This is a genomic window from Butyrivibrio sp. MB2005 (assembly GCF_000424285.1).
Taxonomy (GTDB): Bacteria; Bacillota; Clostridia; order Lachnospirales; family Lachnospiraceae; genus Butyrivibrio.
On the sequence record NZ_AUJP01000018.1, the window covers coordinates 28,014 to 53,553 of the forward strand.

Sequence of the window (25,540 nt, forward strand, 5' to 3'; positions counted from 1 at the left end):
AAAGCCGGGTAGAAGCATTAAGCATCCACCCGGCATTAATTTTCACATAGAAGCGTTTAATTAGCAACAGTATCAAGATCCCATTTTTCATAGATCTTGGGAACGTCGCTGATAAGTCTCTTTGTATATGCAGCCTGAGGATTGATGATAACATCCTCAGCTGAACCTGACTCAACAAACTTACCATGCTCCATGATGTAAACCTTATCGGAAATGTAATAAGCAAGTCCGATATCGTGTGTGATGAAGATGATTGTCATGTTGATCTCGTCGCGGAGCTTAAGAAGCATATCGAGGATTGTTGCTCTTGAGCACGCATCGATCATTGATGTAGGCTCGTCAGCCATAAGGATCTTCGGCTTAAGAAGGAAGATACGAGCGATCATAAGACGCTGCATCTGACCACCTGACAGCTCGAAAGGATACTTATTGGTAAGCTCTGCATACTTCAGGTTAACGAAGCTGCAGGCCTCTGTCTTCATCTGAACCTTCTGCTCTTCAGGAAGATTCTTGAAGCCTCTCATGTTGAGACAGTCATCAAGAACTGCATCTATCTTGTAGAAGATATTATATGAAGAGAAAGGATCCTGGAATATTGGCTGAATGTTCTTCCAATACTCTTTTTTCTTCGCATTTGTGCTGATATCACGGGGCTTGCCCTGATACTCAATTGTTCCTTCTGTTGTGCTGATAAGTCCGAGAAGCATCTTGGAAAGAGTTGTCTTACCACTTCCTGACTCACCAACTATTGAAATGATCTCACCTTCGTTGAAATCAAAGTCAACATGATCAACTGCCACAGTCTGTACCTTACCAACGCCGAAAACCTTGGTAAGTCCTCTACCTGAGAGGCAAGGCTTGGATTCAGTCGAATTCTGTTTCGGGCTCTGGTTTTGATTCGTTGCCATTTGCATATACCTCCCTAAGTTTTCTTACTGACATCAGGCAGCGATAACATCTGCCGTTCTCAAATTCCTTCTCATCCGGTGCCATTGCTGTACATGTGGGTACTGCATAAGGACATCTGGGTGCAAATCTGCATCCCTTAGGCGGGTTCTTCAGGTTCGGAGGTGTGCCGCGAAGAGCGGTGAGCTCGTGTGCCTTCATTCCTTCCTCAGGAACGATGATGGATCCCATAAGTCCTTTTGCATAAGGATGAACCGGATCAAATACCATTTCTTTTGCAGTTCCGACTTCTACGAACTGTCCTGCGTACATTACTGCGATATCATCAGTAACGTTATACAGAAGCGGAAGCTCATGCGTGATGAAGATCATGGACTTGATGTAACCCTTTTCCATGAGCTGTCTCATCATACGGATAACCATCTTCTGAGATGTAACGTCAAGAGCTGATGAAGGCTCGTCCGCAATAAGTACCTTAGGTGAAAGGATAGTAGAAATAGCGATTACGGTACGCTGTTTCATACCACCTGAAAGCTCAACAGCGTGCTTCTCAAGAACCTCTTCCGGAAGTCCAAGCTCAGCGAATCGCTCTCTTGCCATGTCATAAATCTCTTTCTTTGTCATCTTGATTCCATGAGCGTGGATAACGTCCTCGATGAAACGGATGATCTTCTGTGTAGGGTTCAGAGCATTCATAGCTGCCTGAGGGATGTATGCGATCTCGTTACCGAGGATTTTACGGCGTACATCATCGGGCTTCATATTTGAAATTGTCTGACCATCTACTATAATATCGCCGCTAATATAATGAAGCGGTGCGAAATAGTAACCCATAAGGGAAAGTGCGAGTGTTGACTTACCGCATCCGGATTCTCCGGCAATACCCAGTGATTTTCCTTCTTCTACTTTCAGGGAAACACCATCAACCGCATACACGTCCTCATGGAATCTGGTTACATATTTTGTTTTGAGGTCTTTAACCTCAAGCATTACTTTTCCCATACTTAACCTTTTCCTTTACTGTTCTTAGTGTCAGCCATCCGGCCGATCACATTTCCATAGTTACGTCTTAACATCATTCACGAAGCTGCGGGTTGAATACCTGATCCAAACCTGTATTCATAAGGTTCAGTGAGAATGAAATAAGTGCGATCAGGATTACTACCGGGAAGTATGCCCACCATGAACCATTAAGGTGTGCTGAGTAGGTCATAGCCCACTGCATCATAAGTCCCAGTGTTGCGGTTTTTGTAGTTGCAGGTCCAAGTCCGATCATAGAAAGCTGTGCCTCTGCAAGGATTCCTGAAGAAATCTGGAGGATAAATGCCATTACTACATAAGAAGCGATGTAAGGAAGAATGTCCGTGAAAATGATACGGAACATGCTGTGTCCTGACAGCTTACTTAAGTTAACGTGATCTCTGTTTCTAAGAGATATAACCTGTGAACGAACGGAACGTGTGGTCCAAGGCCATGATGTTATACCGATGATGATACCTACCATCGCAATACCTCTTGCGTTATCACCTACTGAGTAGGAAATAAGAATAAGGATTACGAATGAAGGAATAACTGTAAACAGGTTGGTAATGAAGATAATGATGTTATCTGCAAGGCCGCCCATATATCCTGCAAGAAGACCAAGGAGAAGTCCTATAGCTGTTGCAATAGTTCCTGCAAGAAGACCGATCTTAAGTGAAGATTTTGTAGCAGCTACAAGCTCTGTCAAAACGTCACGACCAAAGTTATCTGTTCCGAGAATAAATGTCTTTTTAGTTACATCATTGATATTTACATAGTCTGTATCCTTAATGACTTTACTCTGAGAAAGTCCGCCTTCTTCGTCTTTTTCTGCGATGATAACGCCTGAATCCTTAAGAGCTGCGTTGATCTCGTTGTTAAGTCTCTTAAGAGCTTTTCTCTTAGCTGTTGTAAGTCCCTTATACTTTGTATCGGGATCGTAATTAGCTTTCCACAAATTTACCAAAGACTCTGCATCAGTAACATCGATTTCTGATTCAGCAACGCCTGCCTGCTTGATGAGGAACTGCTGGATTTCAGATCTTGTATCGATATCAAGCACAGCTTCAAGCTTGGAAAACTCTTTGGGAAGCTGCAATGTATAACTCTTACTAAGAGTTGACTCTTCTATTGATACATAGGTTCCGGGCTTAAAGAAGTTACCCTGACCGATCATCTGCAAAGGATCAGCTGTTACAAAAATAGGATAAATAATACATGTTGCTATAATCAGTACAAATATGCAGAATCCAAAGAGGAATTTACCTGAATGGAAAACTTGCTTTAATGTGTTTTTCATTTAAATCCCCCTTTCTTAATCCATCTGATTAGCCTTAACTCGAGGATCGATTACACCATAGAGGAGCTCGACCGCAAGGTTAGCTACAAGTACCATGATTGTAATAATAAGTGTACAAGCTGAAAGCAGAGGATAATCCTGGCCGTTTACAGCTGTAAGAAGTGTCATACCAAGTCCTGGATAGGAGAATACCATCTCAGCAACAAGAGCACCACCCATCATTGTTCCAAGTGAAAGAGCAAGACCTGTGATCTGAGGAAGCATTGCGTTTCTGAACACATAACCTACGATCTTTCTGTCCTTGATACCAAGGAATCTTGAATACTTAACATAATCTGCATTTAATTCATATATAGACATTGAACGCATACCGATTGCCTGACCACCGATTGTAATAAGAACGATTGACCAGAAAGGCAGCTGGTAGTGCGCGATAATCGATTTTATAAATGTCCAGCTTGCGGAAGGAATAAGATCATATCCATAACCACCTGAAGAAGGTGCAATTCTTAACTTAATCGCAAACAGGAAAAGAAGTACTGTTGCCATTCCGAATGCAGGAACATTACCGATGAAAAGGAATAAAGGAAGGATAGCCTTATCGAAGACACCCTTGATATAAGCGGCAATAGCACCAAGAATATTTCCGAGGATCCATCCTACGATAATTGCGGGAAGCTGCAGACATACTGTCCACCATACTGCCTTTGCAATAATATCGGAAACAGGTCTCGGATACTGGCTGAAGGATACACCGAAGTCACCCTTAAGTGCATTTCCAAGCCACATGAAAAACTGTTTGTACATAGGTTCGTTGATACCGAATCTAGTAGCGTAATCATTAATAACTTTCTGGATAGCCGTGGAATCCGTCATACCACTTACTGCCTTTGATGCGAGAGCGGAAACAGGATTTCCGGGCATCAGGCGCGGCAGAATAAAGTTGAGGATTACGGCAAAGATAAGTGTCAGAAAATACCAGAAAAGTTTCTGACCGTAGTATTTTTTATACCCTTTCAATTGAAAAACCTCCCTTCTGCTATCATACGCCGGTTATTTTTTACCATTTTTACCGATTTTTGACTGAATTTTCTGATAATAAGGGCTGCCGTAAGAGTTTTTGCCCTAACGGCAGCCCTGATTTAACTAATTACTTTTTCAGTTTTTATCACTCAACGAGCTCAAGGTCGTAAAGTGCTGCAATACCATAACCGTCTGTGCAGTCTGTCGGAGGAATGTTTCTTCCGTCATCAGCTGCAGGATAGTTGGTCCATACTGACTCGTTTACAGCGTAGAACAGTGAAGGACGATACATAAGAGCTACTGCAGGGCACTCATCAAGAAGAATCTTGGAAAGCTCTGTGTAGTACTCAACAAGCTTAGACTCGTCTGTCTCTGTAGGGATAGCCTTAAGGATCTTCTCTGCGTCGTCGTTCATGTAGTGACCAAAGTTACCACTCCAGTTAGAAGGAAGCTTAGCATACTCTTCTGAGAAGTAGAACATACCCTTTGAATAAGGGTTCATCATACCTGCGCCGGGAGCTGACCACATGCAGATATCGAAGTTACATGTTGTCATATCGTCGTAGTAAGAAGATGCTTCAGGGAAGTATGTTTGGATGTCGATACCGATATTCTGACCAGCTGCTGCAACGATCTCCATAGATGCGTTCCAGTCTGACCAACCTGTAGGACACTCAGCCTTGAAGGAAAGGTTTGTTCCATCAACTTCACGGATTCCGTCGCCATCTGTATCAACGATGCCAGCATCGTCAAGGAGCTTGTTAGCGCCGTCAACATCTGCGTTATCCCACTGAAGGTCTGCGATAGCATCAAAGTCAACGTACTTTCTCTCACCATCTGTAGGACCTACAACTGATCTGGGATACTCAGCGAAAGTAGGTGACTGACCAGACATAGCTGATGCGATGATCTGATCATAGTCAACTGCCATTGCTATAGCACGACGAACTTCCTTCTTGTCAAGACCAGGTCTCTCTGTGTTGAAGAACATTGAAGGGATAGCTTCGCAAGCGCCATAAGGAGCATCGTCAAGCCATGTAGAAATCGGAAGTCCATCTTCAAGCCAGAGGTTCTGAACGTCTGTGATGAACTGCTGACATACGTCAACTTCGCCCTGTGAAAGAGCAACCTGTCCAGCAGCGTTGTCCTTATAAATTGTATGAGCGATGTACTTCGGAACAGGAAGCTTGCCCCACATTGAATCAGCCTGTCCCCAGTAGTTGTCGTCTCTGATGATAACTGCCTTCTGATCGTTAGAAAGGTACGGACCATAAGGGCCTGTGTGTACAAGATCTTCCATTGTATCCTGCTTAACAGCATCAGCATCTTCACCGTTTCTCTCTTCTACAGTCTGCAGATAAGCTTTCTGCATCATGTATACGCTGTTAAGGAAAGAGCTAACCTTAAGAGGGTTGAAGTTGTCATCTGTCTTAGCCTTGATAACAACTGTAGTGTCATCAACTGCTTCGATAGAATCGATATATGTTGAGAAATCAGCACCTGTTGATGACTGATACTTAACATGTGTATCGAATGTGTAAGCTACGTCCTCAGCTGTGAACTGAGTTCCATCGCTCCACTTAGCATCGGGGTTAAGTGTAACAGTAAGCTCGGTCTGGTCATCATTCCAGCTGTACTCTGAACCAAGCAGAGGATAAAGCTTACCATCAAGTGAGTTGAACATGAACAGTGTCTCGTAAACAAGTTCACGAGCCTGCTCGTTGGCAGACAATGCAAGACCGTTGTTAGAGTTTGCAGACATAGGGTTCCAGTCATTGATTGTGCCCCACTGCTGACCTGCTTCATACAGAGTCTCGTTTCTGGGTGTTGCATCAGCATCTGATGAAGCTGTGTCTTCTTCTGCAGCCTCTTCCTCAGTTGCCTCTTCTGTAGTCTCCTCAGTTGGTTCTTCAGTTGTCTCTTCTGCTGTCTCTTCAGCAGGTGCCTCTGTTGAAGCCTCCTCTGTTGCTGCAGGAGCCTCAGTTGTAGTTGTGTCACCGGATGTTGATCCGCCACATCCAACCATCATGGACATTGTAAGAGCGGATACACACAGAAGTGACATAACCTTCTGTAAGTTTTTCTTCATAACTTACCTCCCTTTTTTTAATTTTTCCGAGTCATAGACTCACCTTAGTTGATAGAATTTTAATATTTTGTTAATAATCTTTTATATCAATAATTCCACATCTATAAAAAAATATCCTCATTTGTGCATTTTGTATAATTTTACCTTTTGAAATCGGTTTCATTTGTTTAAATACCCCTAGAGCCGCATTTTTGCTATGGCAATTTTTAATAACGAATTGCAATTAATTGCAAATTATTGTAAACTTTTTGTGTCGTTAATATTAATTTGATGTGTCTAAATCGATTAAGTTTGCTTTCGAAAACGATTAATATATCAAAATCGTAAGAGGGTCAGATATGCAGACAAACATTCAAATTCTAAGATATCGTTTAGATAATTTTTATAAAGATAAGAAGATTCCGGTTTGGGTATTTGGTCAGAACTATGAGATCATTTATACCAACTTTACGACGTCTGCTATTCTGAACATTTTGGAGTCTGTTCAGTCACAGGTTCGTTCCTTCAGACTCGCTCACTCCATCGAGGGCTATTATCTCAACTTCGATAATCCACACGAAATGTATTTCCTGTTTTCTTTTGATGTAGGAAAACACCAATCAAATACTGTTATTGTTGGTCCCGTGCTCAAGATCAAACCCACTGAGAATATATGGAAAGAGCTTTCTTTTAATCAGAATTTGTTCGCTGAGCAAAAGAGAGTCCTCTCACATTCCATACCTGTGATAAGTGAAGAAGATTTTAAACTTTCCATCACGACTATAATGGAAGAGGTTTATGAGACCACAGCTCCATCATTCCCTGTATCAGAAGGATCATCTGAGGAGCCTGTAAATAACGTTATTGTAAATATTCCCACTGAGCAGAGCTATGACAGAGATGATTTGTCTGAGTACAACGAAATCTGCAGGCTTGAAGACCTGTTCCGTTTCTACATAATCAACGGAAGCACCTATCAGCTCTATGGCTTTTTCAAAGACGAGAATGCTATGTGCACCCTTTTTACCAATAAAACTTCTCCGACAGAGTGCGCGGTAAGATGTGTAGAGCTTTTGACAATTGCAAAAATGGCTTCCACGGAAAGCGGCAACGACAGCAGGATAAGCCATTCAAGATTCCAGAAATATATCGATATGCTAAAAAATGTAAAGACCTATGAGAAAATGGTAGACATTTTGCAGAAGGCTGCCATAGATTTCGCAAAAGGCACCCACGATATCCATCATTATACAAGCAGCAACTACTCACCTATGACCAACAAATGTATACAGCGTATCATAGAAAGGCTCCCCGACAAGATATCTCTTGAGGAGCTGGCAAAGGAGCTTCATATATCCGCAAAATATCTGTCCGCTCTTTTCAACAAGGAAACAGGTTCATCTATTACAGACTTTATGCAGGATATCAGAGTTAACGAAGCCAAGCATCTGCTTACAAGTTCGAGTATGTCCTACCTTGAGATAAGTAACTCCCTGAATTTCAGCTCACAGAGTTATTTCAATCTTGTCTTCAAGAAAAAAACAGGCTTTACTCCCAAGGAATACAGAGAGCAAGCCTTTAAATTATCCGAGGCAGAAAAATAAAATATCCGATCAAAATAAGGGACATCGCAGTGATGAATATCATCCAAAGCAATGTCCCTTTTCTTATTGTTTCTTATTTTTCTTTTTCCGAAGAATTATTTCTCGTCTTCGATCTTATTGTTGAAGCTTACACCTCTGTTGATATCACCCTGGTGGTTAACACCAAAGTTGTAATCATTTCCGGGAAGAACTGCATTGAACAGGATTCCAAGGATAGCTGCTATAGCCAGTGATGTAAGTGTAATGGATGTATTTCCAACCATGAATGTGATGCCGTTTGAGAAGCCAAGTCCTGAAACAAGGATTACTGCAGCAACGATTAGGTTACGTGACTTTGTAAAATCAACCTTGTTTTCAACTACGTTTCTGACACCGATAGCTGAGATCATTCCGTATAATACAAAGCTTATACCACCGATAATAGCTGTAGGCATTGTTCCGATGACATCTGCAATCTTGGGAATGAAACTTACCACGATAGCATAAACAGCTGCGAGACGAACTACTGAAGGATCATATACCTTTGAAAGCTCAAGTACGCCTGTATTCTCACCATAGGTTGTATTAGCGGGGCCTCCGAAAAGACCTGCTACAGCTGTTGCAAGACCATCACCAAAGAGAGTTCTGTGAAGACCGGGATCTTCGATGAAGTTATTGCCTGTTGTAGCCGAGATAGCTGAAATGTCACCTACGTGCTCCATCATTGTTGCGATAGCGATGGGAGCCATTACAAGGATAGCTGTGATATCAAACTTAGCGATAAGGAAAGGAGGAAGTCCTACCCAGCTTGCCTCAGCGATGGGCTGGAAATTGAGGATCGCACTACCATCTGCATTGGTGAAGCCTGCCAGCTGCATAACAACAGCAACTACATAAGAAATAACTACACCCATCAGGATAGGTATGATCTTAAACATACCTTTTCCCCATATATTGAAGAAAACTACTACAAGGAGTGCAACTATTGCAAGGAACCAGTTAGCTGAAGCATTGCTTACAGCTGAGGGTGCCAGTGAAAGTCCGATACAGATGATGATAGGTCCTGTTACTACAGGAGGAAGGAATCTCATAACCTTCTTAACACCTACGATTCTGATAAATACTGCAAGTACCAGATATAAAAGACCTGCAACAACAATACCGCCGCATGCATAAGGAAGCTTTTCAGCATAAGTCATGTCAGCGAATTTGCCGGATTTAAGCTCAGCAACCGTTGCAAAACCGCCAAGGAATGCAAAGGATGAACCAAGGAAAGCCGGTACCTTAAACTTAGCAAACAGATGGAACAGAAGTGTTCCTACACCTGCAAAAAACAATGTAACCTGTACTGAGAGGCCCTGACCTCCAAAGTAATTGTTGACCAGGATCGGCACCAGTATCGTTGCTCCAAACATCGCAAACATGTGCTGCAATCCCAAAATCATCATTTTAGGCATTCCCAAGGAACGCGCATCCGTAATAGCCTGTCTCTTTTCTCCCATTTTTCTCCTCCTAAATAATTTATTTTATATCTATAAATTCTTCACCTTCAAAGAATGTGAGCTCCATATTCATCATAAGTGTATCTGTTCTCATGAAGCTTGCAACCTCATCGATGGAGTATTTTGAATATGTGCTGTACTCGCAGTAAAGTCTGATGGGAATAACATCTCCCTCCTTAGCAGCAAGCATTTTCTCAAGAGCGCTTGAACCTGCGGCAGAATCCATTCCGCCATAGTTGGAAATATTTGCTCTCATATTGCCATTGAAAACAAAATTACCGTAATAGTAGTCGTCTACAGTACCTGTTACTCCCTTTTCCTCAATAAGGGCCTGGAGCTCAGGCTTGAAATCCTTCTTGCAGACAAGCTCAAAATCAAGCTGTACCAGATTATCTTCTTTAAGAAGCTTCATCTCAATGTTCTTATCGGAAATATCAAAACAGTTGCCAACTATATTTCTCATGCTGAACTCGGAAGGAACAACGGTATTGGTCTCATTTACCGCATCCATTGAAAGCTCTTCCTCATCCTCGTTATAGATGAAAGTCTTGTAATACTGCTGAGCCTTATAGTCTGCATATTTCTTATAAGCAACAGTTCCTGTTGTAAGTAAAAGAGCTGCCACAGCCAGGACCACAAACTTAACCCAGTATTTCTTTTTAGCGGAATCCAGAAGATACTGTGTCTGATTGTCTATCTCGTCATAGATATCCTTAACTGCAGGATTCACACCGTGATTGGCAACTGATCTCTGGTAAAGCTGCATAGCCTTGTTTCTCCAAAGAGATACCCAGAATGCCATGTAGGAATTCCTGCTGATATTTTCAAGCTGATCAACCTGCCCCTTTATATAATAAAGCGCCTCCAATGTGGTATTCTGATCACTGGCAAAGACATAGTTCTCTATAATATTTGCGCAGCGCAGCTCATTGGCCTTAAGCCTGTTCCTGTTAAACTTATATGAAGTTGAAAGATAAAATATTGTCATTATTGGAAAGAGGAAAACCCACAGAAGTCCCCAGCCCATTTTGGCGAAAATGTTCCAGTTAGACCAGCTTCCCTTATTTAGATAACTTACATAATCACCGCCATTTGCCGAAATAAGCAGCTTCTCCAGTTCCTTGACAGAACCGTTTGCGTTGGTGCCAACCTCGAATTTCTGCTGCGGCGGAGTAAATCCCTGAATAAAACTGTGATCCTCAGGCTCTGCATAAGCCGTCATCACCGGTGTCTCCCCAACTGCCTTCTGAGCAAGCGGAGCACCACAACTAGAGCAGAATTTCTGCCCCTCGCGCCCCACAGCGCCACATTTTTCACACTTAACCATTACTTCTCCTCTTTGAAACCTTGTAAAACTATTTTTGTAACCGATCCCCCTCGGTTCATTTATTCTGATACAAATAAATGAAGTCATGTTATTATTGGATAATAACCTTATAAATTATAACAGCATTTTAATAAAAATAAGAGGGTAAAATGAAATATATTTACGAAACTCATTTACATACTATAGAAGCCAGTGCCTGCTCAAGAACTCCCGCAAAAGATTACATCGATCACATGATGAATCTTGGCTACAGCGGAATGATCGTTACAGATCACTTCTTTACAGGAAACAGCTGCGTACCAAAGGATCTTCCCTGGGAGGAAAGAGTTGATATATATTGCAGCGGCTATGAGCATGCTCTCGAAGCAGCCAAAGGTCACGACTTCACAGTAATGTTCGGAATCGAATTCAATTTCCAGGGCGATGAATTCATGATATACGGCGTAGATAAAAAGTGGCTGAAGGACCATCCGGAGATCATGGAAATATCCAGAAGAGGGCTCTATGATCTTGTACATGAGGCAGGCGGAATCATGCTGCAGGCTCACCCCTACAGAGAGCGGGGCTATCTGTCTGCAATCCATATCTCTCCCACAATCGGTGACGGCGCAGAAGTATTTAACGCAGGAAATGAAGATTATATGAATGCCCTCGCCTACGACTATGCCATTAAGAATAACTTTAGGATGGCATCCGGCTCAGATATTCATTTCCCCATGGATGATATGGGCGGAATGAGTTTTCCCTACAAGATAAACAGTATTGAGGAATACGTTAAAGCCTTCCTGGCAGGTGACGGAACTCCCGTATTCTGGAAGGATGTCACACATACAGATACAGGCTTTTTACCTGTTGATACAGAAAAATCCCTGACTGAAATCAGCCAGGGACCTACTCTTGAAGTTATAACTCATAATGAGTAATTATTTATTTTTTGCATTTTCATCTGCAATAATAGCCAGCGTCTGCGAGATATCATTGAGAGTACCAACCATAATCTGCATAAATGCTTCTACCTTTGAATCATCGGGAGAATTGGCAAGTCTGTTTTCAACCTCTTTTGTGCGCTGTTGATAAAGTGCTGTAACTTCTGATAATCTGCTCATTTGATATCTCCTTTCTAATACAAAAGTTAACTCTAGTATTATTTTATCTGATATATTCTAAAAAATGTATTAAATATTGGAGACGTATACTTTTTTGTATCCTGCTATTCTGGCATACTCCGCAGCCATGGTGGATTTCATTCCTGTCTTACATACAAATAAAATTTTCTGATATTTATCTCCGCCTATTATAAACGGATTGATTATGATCTTTGACAGTGGGATGTTCTCAGCCCCTTCTATGTGTTGGACTTCAAATTGTTCTGTTCCACGGACATCGATGATCCTACCGTCATTGAGAAAGCCTTTGGTCTGTTCCTTTGTCAGCTTCCTTGGAAGATCAACAGCAAGGCGCACATCCTCGATGGTCTTAGGAATCCTTCTCAGTCTCACATTGAAAATCCTGTTCTCTATTTCTTCAAGTTCCTCCTCATTAAGGACTCTGTCCATACCAAATTCCCTGTCTGAATCCGGAGGAATTATGCCCTTAAGAAACATCTGCGCCACATGGTATGCGCAGGTATTACAATCATAAAGATCCTTCAAAATAGCGGCGCCGAGAATATCCTCAATATCATTTTCTTCCAATACCCCGGTTACATATTCATGAGCTATTTTTGCTGCCTGTTTTTTTGTAATTTGCCTATCCCTTGCAAAAATTATATTTTCCCCTTCATTCACCTTTAAATCCCCCCGGCGATCACCCTTCAGGAATCACCTTTATAGTTACATTATCAAAAGCTTCTATTCTGTCTACCTTAAATACCTCATTATCCTGATCTTTGACTTCTCCTGTCCAAAGATCTTCGATTGTATATTTGCCCGCCTTTTCAAAGCTATCCCCACACAGCTTATCCTTAAGGGCCTTTACTATTTCTTCTTTAGTGATACTGTAAGCATCCTTTGTCTCATCACTTAAGTTGATAAAGGAAAGTGCTATGCTTCCATCGCTTAATGGCTTAGCAAGAATATCAACTCTGTCGTTGTTTGTAACATATTCCTTATCTGCATCTTCTTTTAAAAGACTGCAGAACACTCTCTTTGCCTGAATTCCAAGGCTGTCCTGATTAAGTGCTATGAGCTTTTTGTTGGCAATTATGTTATAAAGCTCATCTCCCTTATTTACCCTTCTAAGGTCCAGGCCAAGCATAAGAGGTGAATTCATCATACACCACATTACCATATGTGTGCGGTTCTGAACAAGATTCAAGCCGTCCATACCAATGACCATCATATCAGGATCGTTCCATCCCTTATCAAGGCCTGCAAATTCATCCATGATGACGCATTTGTTGTACTGACTTGTAACGCCGGTTGTGTAGTCACTGGTCCATGCTGCCTTACCGGGATTACCGTCACTTCCCACATTAAAGGTAATGTCGTTAAGGATTCTCCAGGAATCTCCAACCTTTTTTGCCCAGTTTTGCGGCTGTGTCTTACCCCATTCACAAAGAGAATAGATCATCTCGTTGTCAGGAGCAGCTTCATAAAGGCCTTCCTTAAGTCTTGCATAAGAATACAGAGTATTCTCCTGTCTTCTGTGGTTCATAAGTCTGACTCTGTTTTTGCCCTTTGAAAGGCTTATTTTCACTGTAGTCTCCTGAACCTTTTCGGAATCTATATCGCCGATGAAATCATCAAACAATATCCTGCTGCCTGTTCCCTCGCCTGTTGCTATCTGAAGCCAGGAACCGATACCGATCTTTGCTCCGTTTACATGGCGAAGAGTAAGCTCATATTCTCCGTCAGATGGCACATCCACATCAAAGAAAAGCTCTCCGCTCTCAGCACCAACAGGAGTCTGGGCAGGGCCTGTTCCATCAAAAGTACCGATAAAGGTAAAAAATGTCTCATCCTCTATTTTCTCTGTTTTTATTCCATTTCCGGATGTGGCAAGATTATGTCCCGCCTCAAAGCTATCGCCGCATAGTGATACCTTTGTTATAGCCGGCGCATAAACGTATTTTGCATTTTCCTCTTTTGAAAATGTAGCATTATCCCACAGATAATAACAGTTATCCACCTTAAGAAAATCTACATTCCAGCTCACATAGGACTCTGCATCCTCTTTTTCATGGCCGCAGGTACCAACTGCAGCTCCGGCGCAGAGATTAGTTCCAATGTCGTTGTACATACCAAACTTAAGATCTTTTCCGTGGATATAATCCGCAAGTGCCTTAAAACCGCCGGGGAACTTTTCCTCGTCATTTGAAAGTCTGCCGTAAACTCTCTCGTCTTTGTAACAGCCATCATCAAGCACAAGATATTTATAGCCAAGCTCGTCTAAAGAAAGCTCCTTTATCTTGTCAGCCATTGCTTTGGTAAGCGCCTCAGTATTGCCGCTGCCAAAGGCATTCCAGCTGTTCCAACCCATGGCAGGAAGCCTTCCCTGCTTTTTACCATAAAGCACCTGTCCATCATCAAATCTGTCGTATCTGTGATCTTCAGGAATTCTGTCCGGTCCTGTTAAACTACTGTTTTTCATACAAGTCTCCAATGCAAGTAATATTTGTTAACGGTTACTCTGCCTTAAATACTGCAGGGCGGGGCTTATTTACAGAAATTACCTTTGCTGCCTCAAGATTTTTAAGCAGCAGTATTCTTACCTGTCCCTGATACTCAGGCTTAATCATGTAGTGGCAGTAGGTCTCAACCAATGAGAAGATGCTGGCAGTTCTGCCCTCAATCTTGAAGTTGTTAATGCCCATAGGCAGATATTTTTCATAGATCATCTCAGGAGATACATAGGTTGAATATCCCTGAATTGTATGAATGCAGTTGTTGTCCCCATATTCGCACTTCCATGGAATAATGTGCTTTTGCTTTTCCTTGGGAAGCTTCATATTGTCCATAATAATCTGCTGGTTGAGAGCGATATTCTTATAGTGATCGCCCCTTCTCTTACAATCCGGTATGCAGAGGGCATTTATAAGAACCTCAAGCTTCTCCTTGTGATTTATCTTTTCAAGAACATCCCACTTATTGTTCATGTTGTAGTCAAGGACAACGTAGCGGTAATCCTTCTCAAGCTCTGCATTCAGTTCATCCACGTCCTTGATCTCTTTACAGGTTGTGGAATCAATCTTGAATGATGGATATTTATCTCTGATATACTCCTCAAGTATGGGAGAATAAACAAGAACCTCGTTCATTCCGTTATCTGCTGCCTTAAGACAGAAGTTGCAGAAAGGATCATCCAAATCCTCCTCCCTGATAAGAGGATTGGTGAAGGTATAACGAACGGGAATACCCTTTGAATTTATAGTCTTTATAACGTTTTTTACAAATGCTGCGTCGCACTGATCATTACTTACAAGTCTTCCGCCATTCCATAGAGAAAAGGGGAATGATCCAAAAAACGAAACAATCTTAATACCGTCCCTAAAATACTCAGGATGCTGCTCCTGAAGGCTGAGCCAGAACATGTTGAGAGGGAAATTATATCTCAGTCCCGGCAAATGAAAACGTACTTCTTCCATAAGTAACCTCCAAAAAATAAAACTAAAACCTTGATCATTACGAGCAGAAATCTTGATTATTCTGTCTTCATAACAAACCAGATTTCATTATAAATCAAAACGATGTAGAATGATAATCGAATGTTGCTCTTTCCTAAATAGAAAATGCCTTTTGGGAAGGAAACTATGCGAAAGCTAATTCATTTTGAGGAGGAAGGTTATGGTAAAAAATCCAATAATACCCGCAGATTTTCCGGATCCTGATGTGATTCGTGTGGGTGACACCTACTATATGGCCAGCACCACCATGTTCCTTATGCCGGGAGGAGACATCCTTGAGTCCAAGGACCTGGTACACTGGGATATAGCAGCACATGTTTTTGATACTCTTGGGGATGACGACGAGTATGAATTAAAAAACGGAAAGCATGCCTACGCAAGAGGAATGTGGGCTCCGTCACTTAGATATGACAATGGCACCTTTTACCTGGTTTTTGCCTGCAACGAGCGTCCAAACTCACTGCTCTTTACTGCAACTGATGCAAAAGGCCCATGGAAAATGCAGGAAATGGATGGATTTTTCTATGACTCATCCCTGTTTTTTGATGATGACGGAAAGGTCTACATCGTTCACGGTAACACAATAGTAAGGATCACTGAGCTTGACAGAAATACCTGGGGTCCGAAAGAAGGCGGTCTTCAGAGAATCCTTATTCAGGACGAGCCTGGTCAGCCCCTTGGTTTTGAGGGATCGCATTTATATAAGCTAAACGGAAAGTATTACCTTTTCACCTGCCATATGCCCAAGGAAGAGGATGGCAGAAAGACTGAATGTTGCTTTATCAGTGATACTCTTGAGGGAGAATTCGTCGGAAAGACCATAATAAACGATCCCATGGGATATAAGAGAAAGGCTCTTCAGGTGGCTCAGGGCGGCGTGGTTGACGACCCTGAAGGGAATCTTTATATGTTCATGTTCCAGGACAGAGGCGCTGTTGGAAGACTTCCCATGATCTTCCCCATGAAATATGATGATGAAGGCTATCCTGTTCCTGCTACTTCAGGTGTTGTTCCACAGATGCCATCTGATGATGAAACGCCCCTCAATGAGTGGGGCCGCGGTCACTTCTTTGATGATGAATCTTTTGATGAGGGTAGTTTGTCAGAACTTCTTGATAAAAAGAAATGGTGGCAGGTATCTCACAACATAGATGAAGAAAACATCTGCCTTGTTAAGAACAGTGGTGTGAATGCCCTTAGAATTAAAACAGGCGCTGTTACATCAAACCTTCTTAAAGCAAGAAACACTCTTACTCATAGATGTGTTGAGACAGTTTGCAGCGGTGAGATAACAGTAGATGGCAAAGCCTTGAATGATGGCGACTATGCCGGAATCAGCGCTTACAATGCACACTACGGCGCTATAGCTCTTAGTAAAGCAAATGGCAAGCTTTCTCTTGTAAAGATTGAAGCTGATGCAGACAACGATTCCGTCGGCGGTGATAAGGATTTCTATGAAAGAGATCCGAAAATCACAACTATCTGCGAGCTTCCGGATGGTGTAACCTCTGTAAGACTCAAAGTGACCACAGACTTTAATGATGCCCCTGATTTTTGCACATACTCCTATGATGCAGGAACTGGCTATGTGGACGTTGATGGAAAACACAACCTCTACTTCAAGCTTGATCTTTTCATAGGCGCAAGATTTGGTCTCTTTGCATACAGCACCAAGGCATGCGGCGGCTACGCAGACTTTTCTGATTTTAAGATAAGTGCAAAAGACTGAAAGGGATAAATAGCATTTCGCATCTTGCGGAGAATTTTTATGAAAATAAAAAAGTACGTGACGACTGATGATTTCTAGCCGCTACGTACTTTTATTTTTCTGTAATACAAATCAATTACTTCATCTTTTCTCTCAGAATCTCTTTTGCCTTATCTACCTGGTTATCAGATCCATCCTTGGAGAGGGCTTCTGTATCCAGCTTAATCTCCACATCAGGCTCAATTCCGATTCCGTTAATGTTATTGCCGTTAGGAGTGTAGTAATTGCTGATAGTGAGTTTTACTGCCGTTCCATCCTCAAAGGGGAATATTCTCTGAACGACACCTTTTCCATAGGTTGTCTCACCTACGATTGTTCCCTTTTTATAATCCTTGATTGCTCCTGAAAGGATTTCGGAAGCACTGGCGGAATATCCATTAACAAGAACTACCATTGGAACATCAATTTCATTGGCCCCATCGCAGGTGTAATCCTCTCTGTTTCCATCCCTATCTACAGTGTAAACAATTACGCCTTCAGGAAGGAGCTGTTCTGCTATCTCGCATACAGCGCTAAGGCTTCCGCCGGGATTTGAACGAAGATCTATGATAAGCCCCTTCATGTTCTTATCCTTCAGCTCCTGCAGACCATTTATGAACTGATTGGTTGTAACAGAATCAAACTCCGTGATGCCGATATATCCAATCTCATCATCCATCATGGATGCATTTACTGTCTGCGATTCCACCTTGTCGCGGACAACATCATAATCAATGTAATCGCCCACTGACTCTCTGAAAACAGTTACCTTAACTGTTGTTCCGATCTCACCTCTTATAAGTCCTACAACCTCTGAAAGGGTAAGGCCCTGAGTGAGATTTCCATCTACCTTATAAATGATATCGTTACCAAGAAGTCCAACCTTCTCTGCAGGAGAATCAGGTATTGTTGCTGTAATACGTGGAAGATTGGTTTCCTTATCCATGCTGACATAGGCTCCGATACCGTAATAAATTCCCTTGGTATCAGACATGAGGTCCTGGTACTCTTCCTCGGTGTAATATTCCGAATAAGGATCTCCCAGAGAAGAAACAATTCCTTTGTAAATTGAAACCGCTTCTGCATCCCTGTCTATATCTGTCTTGTAGTAATTCTCATTTATAGCTTCTTCAACTATCTTTATCTTCTGCAGTGTAGACTCATCTATGGCTGTGTCACCGGAAAACTCGTGGCTTTCAGAAGTAGCTGTAGCTGCACTGTCTGCTGCAGCTGTTTTGCTTAAAATCTTCTTTATGCCGAGATAGTTGATAAATCCCATTGCTATCATCATGCATACTAAAACGCCTATGACAAACCCAATGAGATACGGAGTTTTTCTGCTTGATCCTGATTCCATTGTTCTAACTTCCTTACTTCAAATAGTTCCAGGGACTAACGTAATTACCCCCTGATCTAACACCAAAATGCAGATGCGGTCCTGTGGATCTTCCTGTGGAACCGACTGCCGCAATCTTCTGTCCCTTCTTTACCTCTGCACCTGTTGATACGCTAAGGGAAGAAGCATGCATATATATCGTATAAAGTCCGCTTCCATGGTCTATCATTATATAGTTACCCATGGTTGAATTGTATGCAGCAGCAACGACCTTGCCGTCATAAGCTGCAAGAATTGCTGAACCGCTGGCTGCCGCGAGATCTATACCGTTGTGCATCTTCTGAATTCCCAGGGTAGGATGCATTCTCATACCGTAATCGTCAGATATTCTGGTATATGAAGGACATGGAAATGTAAACACTCCGCCGTCATATTTTCTCGCATTCTGCGCTGCAAGCTCTGCTTTATCGGCTTCAACTGCTTTTTCAAGAGCAGCGATGGTGGCGTTCTCTTCTGCAATCTGCGCCTCGTATTCCTTGATGGCAGCTTCTTTATCCGCAATGTTTGCAGATACTTTGCTGACTTCACTGTTTTTCTGGGCAAGGAGGTTTTTCATATTATCCTCCTCTATGAGCTGGTCAGCCTTGGCCTGGTCGAGAGTCTCCTTCTCTTCCTCCAGAGCTGTCTTTGTCATTTCCACAAGTTCTGTGTGCGCTATGTACTCCTCAAGCTTTTGCCTGTCGTAGGCAGAGAGCTTTTCTATGTAGTCGGCTTTATTAAGCATATCGCCAAAGGATTCAGACTCCGCAAGGAGCTCAAAGTACATGGTCTCACCCTTTTCATACATGAAACGAATTCTGTCCTTCATTTCTTCGTACTGGGTGTTTTGGGTCTCAATAGCTTCTTCAAGCTCTGCCTCTGTCTCTTCTATCTTCTGCTCTTTTTCTTCGATCTTACCCTGCAGTTCATCAATGTTGTTCTGAATCTGCGTAAGGTTCGCATCAAGCTCAGTGATGTACTTTTTAAGATCAGATTTTTCAGCCTCCAGATTCTTTTTAACCGTCTGGAGATCTGTCAGAGAGCTTTTCATGCTCTCGCGCTCTTTTTTGGCGTTTGTTATCTGATTTTCTTTTTGCTTGATACTCTCTTTTGTAACAGCAGCGTATGAAGATATAGCCGAGTTACCCCCACATAGCATAAGCATTGCAAAAACGAGTAAAACCGACAATATTCTTTTGCTGTTTTTCCTCAATCGGTAATCATACATGCAAATGCTTCCTAACTGTCGTCACACTTCCCATAAATCCGATTCCAACACCTATTAAAATTGAAATAGGCAAAAGAGCTTCAAATATAGTATTAACCGGCAGGATATCCAGGATTGAATTGAGCATTGAAAATCTCTCTGCCAGATAAAATGACGCTTTGTTATAGATCACATAAATGATCACAAGGGGTATAACGGAACCAAACAGTCCAATAAGGATACCCTCGATAACGAAGGGTGCACGAACAAAAAAGTCCGTAGCTCCGATGTACTTCATTATCTCGATCTCCTGTCTTCTTACAGCGATACCGATTGTAACTGTATTGCTGATAAGGAAGATGGAAACCAGAAGAAGGATTCCTATAATACCCATTGATACATAAGCAACAAGGCTGTTGATACCGCTCAGCATTGATGCCGTAACCTCTGATCTGTTAACTGTCCTGATATCATTGATTGATTCAAGATAAGTTACAAGAGCGGGCTGCATGGAAACATCACTGAGGTAAATCTGAAGGTTACCCATATCCTCAAGAGGATTCTCGGTAAAGCCATCTGCGTATTCCCCAAGGTAATCTGTCTTAAAACTTTCCCAGGCTTCCTCAGCGGAAATATATACTACCTTGCTGACTTCAGGTCTCTTTTCAATAAGAGATTTTGCCGCAAGCATTACTTCCTCGCTTGTGCCCTCATTAAAGAAAACAGTTACGGATACGCCTTCCTCAGCAGTCTTAACAACGTGTTGAAAATTTGAAACCAGTGAATAAAAAATACCAAACAGGAACAGACATGCACTTATTGTTGCAATAGATGCCAGAGTGTACCATCTGTTGCGGCCAAGATTCTTAAAGCCCTGTCCCAGTGTATAGAAAAAACTACTCATCCTCATCGTGATACTCACCCTCTTCTTCGTCGTAAATCACGACGCCTTTTTTCATAGTAATAACTCTCTTATGCATGGCATTAACAATCTCTCTGTTATGTGTAACGATAATGACTGTAGTACCATTTGCATTTATCTGCTCCATGAGCTTCATGATATCCCAAGAATTGTTGGGATCAAGGTTACCTGTAGGCTCATCTGCAAGCAGGATTTCAGGCTTGTTGACCATAGCTCTTGCAATGGCAACTCTTTGCTGCTCACCACCTGAAAGGGCCTTAATCTTACTCTTATATTTTCCGGCAAGGCCAACTGTAGCCAGCACTGACGGAACATTTTTCCTGATTTCTCTTGAGGATTTCTGAATGATTCTCTGAGCAAATGCAACGTTCTCATAAACATTTCTGTCCATCAAAAGTCGGAAATCCTGGAATACGATTCCAAGCTTTCTGCGGAATTTGGGAATGTTTCTGTGTCGCATTCTGCCAAGATCCTGTCCCATAACGGTGATCTTACCGTCTGAAGGAACAAGCTCACGAAGCAGGAGCTTGATCAGGGTGGATTTACCGGAACCGCTGTCTCCTACTATAAAAACAAATTCACCCTTCTTGATATGAAGGGTGACCCCATTAAGTGCCGGAGCGCCCGTGGAATAGGACTTCGTCACGTTTTCAAGCGTGATAATGTCGTCCTCCCCGACAGGACGCGCTACTCTCTTTCTTCTAACTTTTTCCATACCTTTTTCCTTGCTAAAACTGATTTACTTTAGTGCTATTATTTAAAATTGCGTCCCGCTACGTAGTAGCGATACTACGGATTGCTACGCTCTTCGAGCTCCCGCTCTAGTATCGCTCCATGTATTTCATGTAACGTACCACCATTAAAGCGATCTTGAATGTGATGGCGTCGTCGAAGACACGAAGGTCTAAGCCTGTGCTCTTCTGGAGCTTATCAAGCCTGTAGACAAGTGTATTTCTGTGAATGAATAACTGTCTTGATGTCTCTGATACATTCAGGTTGTTCTCGAAGAACTTGTCGATTGTGGACAAAGTCTCCTGATCGAATCCATCGGGATTCTTGCCGCCGAATATCTCTTTTATGAACATCTTGCAAAGAGGAATGGGAAGTTGATAAATAAGTCTTCCGATTCCGAGCTCACCATAGCTGATTACGCCCTTTTCCTCAAAGAAGATTCTTCCAACATCCAGGGCCATCTTGGCTTCCTTGTAGGAGCGGCTCACTTCCTTGATCTCGCCAACTACTGTTCCTATTGCGATATGAACATTCTTAATACCTGCGCTCTCAAGGTGCTCCTGAAGCTGCTGTGCTGATGCTGATATCTCCTCGGCTGACTTGTACTCAGTTACATCCTTAACAACGGTAACATTGTCCTCGTCTACTTCTGTTACGAAGTCACCGCCGTTGCCTGCGCCGTATGAACGCACCATTTCAAGGACATTATTCTCCCTAACCTTCTCGGCAGCAATTATCATTGTAACACGCTTTGCATCGGAAGGAATGTGAAGTTTTTTTGCCCTACTGTAAATATCCACCAAAAGCAGGTTATCAAGGAGCAGGTTTTTGATGAAATTATCCTTATCAAAACGCTCCTTGTAGGCAACAAGAAGACCCTGAATCTGATAAGCGATCATTTTGCCTATCATATAGGTGCTCTCACCGCTGCCTGCAGCCACGAGAATATACTCCAGCTGCTGCTCGTCATATATTTTAAAATATTGATGTCCCTGAACCTCCTGAGAGTCTGCAGGTGATCTCACAAAATCCCTAACTGAATCCGCAACAAGACTTAAGTCAGGTCTTGTGGCAGCCACCTCTCCCCCGTCGACATCAAGGACGCACAGATCCACGTGTGCTATGCCTTTCAATCCATCTATTGTGTTTTGAAGGATCTGATTTGAAATCATAATGCTCTCCTATGCATATTACATAATTATAGTTGATTATATTCTACTCGATAATTGCATAAAAATCCACAAAAAACTAGTTATTTTTTGTGGATTTTTCCCAATAAACTTCTAAAGGCCATTAATCGATATACAAATTAGGATATTAGCTTTCTTTTTATGAGGGCCATGTATAGCCGAAAATACATGGATGTATCCACTTAAGCAGTAAAGGAGGTGGCTATATGGACATACCCGAATTATCCATGGCTTTATCTTTAAGCAAAGTCCAGACTGATTTTGGCGCAGCAATGCTCAAAAACAGCCTCGATTCCCTTTCGGATGTCGGTACCGCCGTCGCCGAAATGATAGACACTTCTGCAATGGAATTATCCGTGAACCCGGATATAGGAGCTAATATTGATCTGAGAGTCTAAGCCATGGCAGCAATAAGTCACCGCATTTTGCGGTGACTTATGTTATTATATAGACAAATTCGCAGTTAACGGAGATGTCTATTAACTATGGAAAACATCAACCATGAAGGCTTCATATCTAAAACATTTAATATAATAATTTCTTTTCTTTCCCTGATCATTCTCGCTTTTTTTGTATATATTTCAGCGACGGTGACCTGTCTTGTGGACAGCAATGAGAAAACATATTTTATGAAAGACAATGTGTTTATCCATGTAATCTTCACCGGGGTTATCCTTGCAATCATGGTATTTCTTGGCAGATTCTCTTTTTTTCAGGATCTTTTAAAAGAAAAAAATAAAAAGAATTTGTCCAAAGTAAAAAATATCATGCTGGCTATTATCTTTTTAATGTCAGCTCTGTTTGTGTACTTTTCAAGACTTTCTCCTGTATCGGATCAGGCCTTTGTTCAGCTGGCTGCTTACGGTCTTCGCTCAAAAAACTACTCCTTTTTCATGGAGGGCGGATATATCCACACCTATCCCAATCAGATGGGGCTTATGCTCTTTAGCTATGTCTTCTTTAGCATTTTCGGCTTTGGAAATTTCCTTGCATTCCAGATAATGAATGCTCTTTTCCTTGTTCTTTTTTATAAGCGCCTGTCTGATATTACAGGTTTTATTTATGAAGAGAATGCTACACCTCAGCTTATGGTGCTGCTTTTTGGCATACTGTTTTATCCTCTTCATATCTACTGCACCTTCGTCTACGGTACAATCCCGGGCCTTGCCCTGTCGGTTAGTGCAATCTACCATGCGCTTAAATTTGGAAAAGATAAATTCATAAAAAACTGCATCTTATCAGCGCTGTCCATTCTGGCAGCTATGCTGCTTAAGTCCAATTACCTGATCTTTTTCATCGCCATTTTCATCTACATTATTATGGCAGCCATCAGAAATAAAAAGGCTATTCTGCTGGCGCTTCCTGCTCTTTTTGTTGTGGCATTTCTGATTCAGGCAAAGGTTCCTTCATTGATAGTTCGTCAGATGACAGGCATCGATGTGGGAAAAGGTGCATCCACTTACTCCTGGATAGCCATGGGACTTCAGGACAGCGACCTTGCCGAGGGGTGGTACAACGGCTTTAATACGGACAGCTATGAACAGAGCGGCTACAACCCTGATATAAACAAAAAAATGGCAACAGATGCCATAAAAGAAAGACTCGAATATTTTAGCGAAAATCCATACGACTGCCTGGAGTTCTTTTCAAGAAAGCTCTCTTCCGAGTGGAACGATCCAAGCTATGAGGCCCTTTGGATCATACGACCTCTTCAGGAAATCCGTTATGAGAATAACCCTGTCCGCAAGCTTCTTACCTATAACAATTACTTTTTGCAGATAGGATTTCTAAATTGGCTGCAATTCTTTATACTGCTTGGATGCCTTTTGTTTTTGGTGTTCAAAAACAAAAACACCGGTAACTGCTTTGAAATCCTTGCTATTACCATTATAGGCGGATTTCTTTTCCATATCATGTGGGAAGCAAAATCACAGTATACGCTTCCTTACTTTGTGCTGATGCTGCCTATGGCAGCCATAGGTTATCATAAGCTGCTCTTTGATTCTAAGGAGCTTTTCAAAAAAAATCGCCTGAGGATATTCCTCAGGCTGGTTTTACCGCTTCTATTCTTTTATCTTATTTATTCAGGAACCATCGGAAAAAACCTGACTTCTGACAATGCTTCCTATACAGAAGCAATGCAGCGTGAGCTTGAAGCCGACATCAGATAAGAGTGATATCGGATTCTCCTATCTTTATTTTGCCCTCTTTTAAGAGATGTCCAATGGCGCGTTTGAACTCGTTTTTACTCATTCCCATTTCAGTTCTGATCTTTTCAGGATCAGCCTTATCTGTGAAGGGCAGTCTTCCGCCTTCCTCTTCCATTCTGGCAAGGATCTTTTCTGCGTCTGAATCAATCTGAAGATATGCCTTTTCTCTGATACTGAGGGTAATCTTTCCATCCTCTCTGATCTCGGTGATTCTGGCAGTGATCTGGTCGCCGATTCTGATATCCCCGTAAAGCTCCTTCTTGGGAATAAGCCCGGAGAAAATATTATCAACAGCTACGAAAGCCCCAAAATTGTTACTGGTCTCGTACACTGTTCCTGTCACTCTGTCATCCTTATGATAAGGGCTGTCAGTTCTAAGGAACTCATATACGTTCATGGTAACAGCAAGGCGTCCTGACTTATCCACATAAAGAGCACACAGAACCTCTTCGCCGCTCTTTACCTTTCTTGTCTGCTCTCTGAAGGGCAAAAGTACGTCCTTTTCAAGTCCCCAATCCATGAAGGCACCGATCTTACCAACATCCTTAACCTTAAGCATGGCAACATCGCCAAGCATAAGCTTAGGAATTCTTGTGGTTGCTATAAGTCTGTCATCAGAATCCTTATAAAGGAAAACAGACAGCACATCACCTATCTCTGCATCCTGTGGCACCTGCTTTTTAGGAAGAAGAACCTTGTCCTCATCTCCCTGTTTCTCTGCAAGATACACACCAAAATCTACTTTTTTAATTATCTCAAGTTCCTGCTTTTCTCCAATTCTAAGCACTTTATAACTCCTTTAAA

The 25,540-nt window shown here is 42.0% G+C and carries 22 protein-coding genes; 5 read left to right on the forward strand and 17 right to left on the reverse strand.

All coding sequences use genetic code 11. The features are described 5' to 3' along the window. Positions 1-56: 56 nt before the first annotated feature. From G610_RS20560 to G610_RS20565, 5 genes are all read right to left on the reverse strand, one after another. On the reverse strand, positions 57-908 hold the full coding sequence (locus G610_RS20560; RefSeq protein ID WP_051197931.1) for an ABC transporter ATP-binding protein: 852 nt from the start codon (positions 906-908) through the stop codon (positions 57-59). After that, positions 865-1,908: an ABC transporter ATP-binding protein gene (locus tag G610_RS0110685; protein ID WP_026524786.1), complete on the reverse strand. Its 1,044-nt coding sequence runs from the start codon at positions 1,906-1,908 to the stop codon at positions 865-867. The genes G610_RS20560 and G610_RS0110685 overlap by 44 nt, the downstream gene beginning before the upstream one ends. A 73-nt stretch (positions 1,909-1,981) precedes the next feature. Next, positions 1,982-3,226, reverse strand: coding sequence for an ABC transporter permease (locus G610_RS0110690; protein WP_026524787.1), 1,245 nt, complete (start codon positions 3,224-3,226; stop codon positions 1,982-1,984). Between the two features lie 15 nt (positions 3,227-3,241). Continuing rightward, on the reverse strand, positions 3,242-4,246 hold the full coding sequence (locus G610_RS0110695; protein WP_026524788.1) for an ABC transporter permease: 1,005 nt from the start codon (positions 4,244-4,246) through the stop codon (positions 3,242-3,244). Positions 4,247-4,394: 148 nt separating this feature from the next. Beyond that, positions 4,395-6,338, reverse strand: coding sequence for an ABC transporter substrate-binding protein (locus tag G610_RS20565; RefSeq protein ID WP_155831008.1), 1,944 nt, complete (start codon positions 6,336-6,338; stop codon positions 4,395-4,397). A gap of 338 nt (positions 6,339-6,676) precedes the next feature. Between G610_RS20565 and G610_RS22200 the strand changes: the two genes are divergently transcribed. Continuing rightward, positions 6,677-7,921 carry a helix-turn-helix domain-containing protein gene (locus G610_RS22200; RefSeq protein ID WP_051197932.1) on the forward strand — a complete coding sequence of 415 codons (1,245 nt, stop codon included), beginning with the start codon at positions 6,677-6,679 and terminating at the stop codon, positions 7,919-7,921. 95 nt (positions 7,922-8,016) lie between these two features. Here G610_RS22200 and G610_RS0110710 read toward each other — a convergent pair whose 3' ends face one another. Beyond that, positions 8,017-9,402 carry a uracil-xanthine permease family protein gene (locus G610_RS0110710; RefSeq protein WP_026524789.1) on the reverse strand — a complete coding sequence of 462 codons (1,386 nt, stop codon included), beginning with the start codon at positions 9,400-9,402 and terminating at the stop codon, positions 8,017-8,019. A gap of 19 nt (positions 9,403-9,421) precedes the next feature. Next, positions 9,422-10,729: a zinc ribbon domain-containing protein gene (locus tag G610_RS0110715; RefSeq protein ID WP_026524790.1), complete on the reverse strand. Its 1,308-nt coding sequence runs from the start codon at positions 10,727-10,729 to the stop codon at positions 9,422-9,424. 149 nt (positions 10,730-10,878) lie between these two features. Here G610_RS0110715 and G610_RS20575 point away from each other — a divergent pair, with 149 nt between their 5' ends. Continuing rightward, positions 10,879-11,652, forward strand: a complete 774-nt coding sequence (locus G610_RS20575; protein ID WP_051197933.1) for a PHP domain-containing protein — start codon at positions 10,879-10,881, stop codon at positions 11,650-11,652. On the opposite strand, the gene G610_RS0110725 is transcribed toward G610_RS20575, so the two are convergent. From G610_RS0110725 to G610_RS0110740, 4 genes are all read right to left on the reverse strand, one after another. Continuing rightward, the gene (locus G610_RS0110725; RefSeq protein WP_026524791.1) at positions 11,653-11,835 is read right to left on the reverse strand and encodes a hypothetical protein; all 183 of its coding nucleotides are present in this window, start codon (positions 11,833-11,835) and stop codon (positions 11,653-11,655) included. It lies immediately after the preceding gene. Positions 11,836-11,904: 69 nt separating this feature from the next. Continuing rightward, positions 11,905-12,516 (reverse strand): rhodanese-like domain-containing protein, encoded by a 612-nt coding sequence (locus G610_RS22205; RefSeq protein WP_051197934.1) that lies wholly within the window; start codon positions 12,514-12,516, stop codon positions 11,905-11,907. A gap of 19 nt (positions 12,517-12,535) precedes the next feature. Further along, the gene (locus tag G610_RS0110735; RefSeq protein ID WP_035797393.1) at positions 12,536-14,320 is read right to left on the reverse strand and encodes a glycoside hydrolase family 27 protein; all 1,785 of its coding nucleotides are present in this window, start codon (positions 14,318-14,320) and stop codon (positions 12,536-12,538) included. A 34-nt stretch (positions 14,321-14,354) separates the two neighbouring features. Beyond that, positions 14,355-15,314, reverse strand: coding sequence for a hypothetical protein (locus tag G610_RS0110740; protein WP_026524793.1), 960 nt, complete (start codon positions 15,312-15,314; stop codon positions 14,355-14,357). A gap of 199 nt (positions 15,315-15,513) precedes the next feature. Here G610_RS0110740 and G610_RS0110745 point away from each other — a divergent pair, with 199 nt between their 5' ends. Next, positions 15,514-17,082, forward strand: a complete 1,569-nt coding sequence (locus G610_RS0110745; protein ID WP_026524794.1) for a glycoside hydrolase family 43 protein — start codon at positions 15,514-15,516, stop codon at positions 17,080-17,082. A gap of 115 nt (positions 17,083-17,197) precedes the next feature. Here the strand turns inward: G610_RS0110745 and G610_RS0110750 are convergent, their stop codons facing one another. From G610_RS0110750 to G610_RS0110770, 5 genes are all read right to left on the reverse strand, one after another. Continuing rightward, the gene (locus tag G610_RS0110750) at positions 17,198-18,457 is read right to left on the reverse strand and encodes a S41 family peptidase (RefSeq protein WP_026524795.1); all 1,260 of its coding nucleotides are present in this window, start codon (positions 18,455-18,457) and stop codon (positions 17,198-17,200) included. 13 nt (positions 18,458-18,470) lie between these two features. Continuing rightward, positions 18,471-19,703 (reverse strand): murein hydrolase activator EnvC family protein, encoded by a 1,233-nt coding sequence (locus tag G610_RS0110755; protein WP_035797395.1) that lies wholly within the window; start codon positions 19,701-19,703, stop codon positions 18,471-18,473. Further along, positions 19,696-20,592, reverse strand: a complete 897-nt coding sequence (gene ftsX / locus G610_RS0110760) for a permease-like cell division protein FtsX (protein ID WP_026524797.1) — start codon at positions 20,590-20,592, stop codon at positions 19,696-19,698. The genes G610_RS0110755 and ftsX overlap by 8 nt, the downstream gene beginning before the upstream one ends. After that, entirely contained in the window at positions 20,579-21,268 is a 690-nt protein-coding gene (gene ftsE / locus G610_RS0110765) for a cell division ATP-binding protein FtsE (RefSeq protein ID WP_026524798.1), read from the reverse strand. Before ftsE ends, ftsX begins: the two co-directional genes overlap by 14 nt. 157 nt (positions 21,269-21,425) lie before the next feature. Further along, positions 21,426-22,508 carry a PucR family transcriptional regulator gene (locus G610_RS0110770; protein WP_026524799.1) on the reverse strand — a complete coding sequence of 361 codons (1,083 nt, stop codon included), beginning with the start codon at positions 22,506-22,508 and terminating at the stop codon, positions 21,426-21,428. A 224-nt stretch (positions 22,509-22,732) separates the two neighbouring features. Between G610_RS0110770 and G610_RS0110775 the strand changes: the two genes are divergently transcribed. Then, positions 22,733-22,924 (forward strand): YjfB family protein, encoded by a 192-nt coding sequence (locus G610_RS0110775; protein WP_026524800.1) that lies wholly within the window; start codon positions 22,733-22,735, stop codon positions 22,922-22,924. A gap of 87 nt (positions 22,925-23,011) precedes the next feature. After that, a complete protein-coding gene (locus tag G610_RS0110780; protein WP_026524801.1) occupies positions 23,012-24,697 on the forward strand; it encodes a hypothetical protein in 1,686 nt (561 codons plus the stop codon). On the opposite strand, the gene G610_RS0110785 is transcribed toward G610_RS0110780, so the two are convergent. Then, positions 24,690-25,523: a CvfB family protein gene (locus G610_RS0110785; RefSeq protein WP_026524802.1), complete on the reverse strand. Its 834-nt coding sequence runs from the start codon at positions 25,521-25,523 to the stop codon at positions 24,690-24,692. The two genes, G610_RS0110780 and G610_RS0110785, sit on opposite strands and share 8 nt — an antisense overlap. Positions 25,524-25,540: the final 17 nt, after the last annotated feature.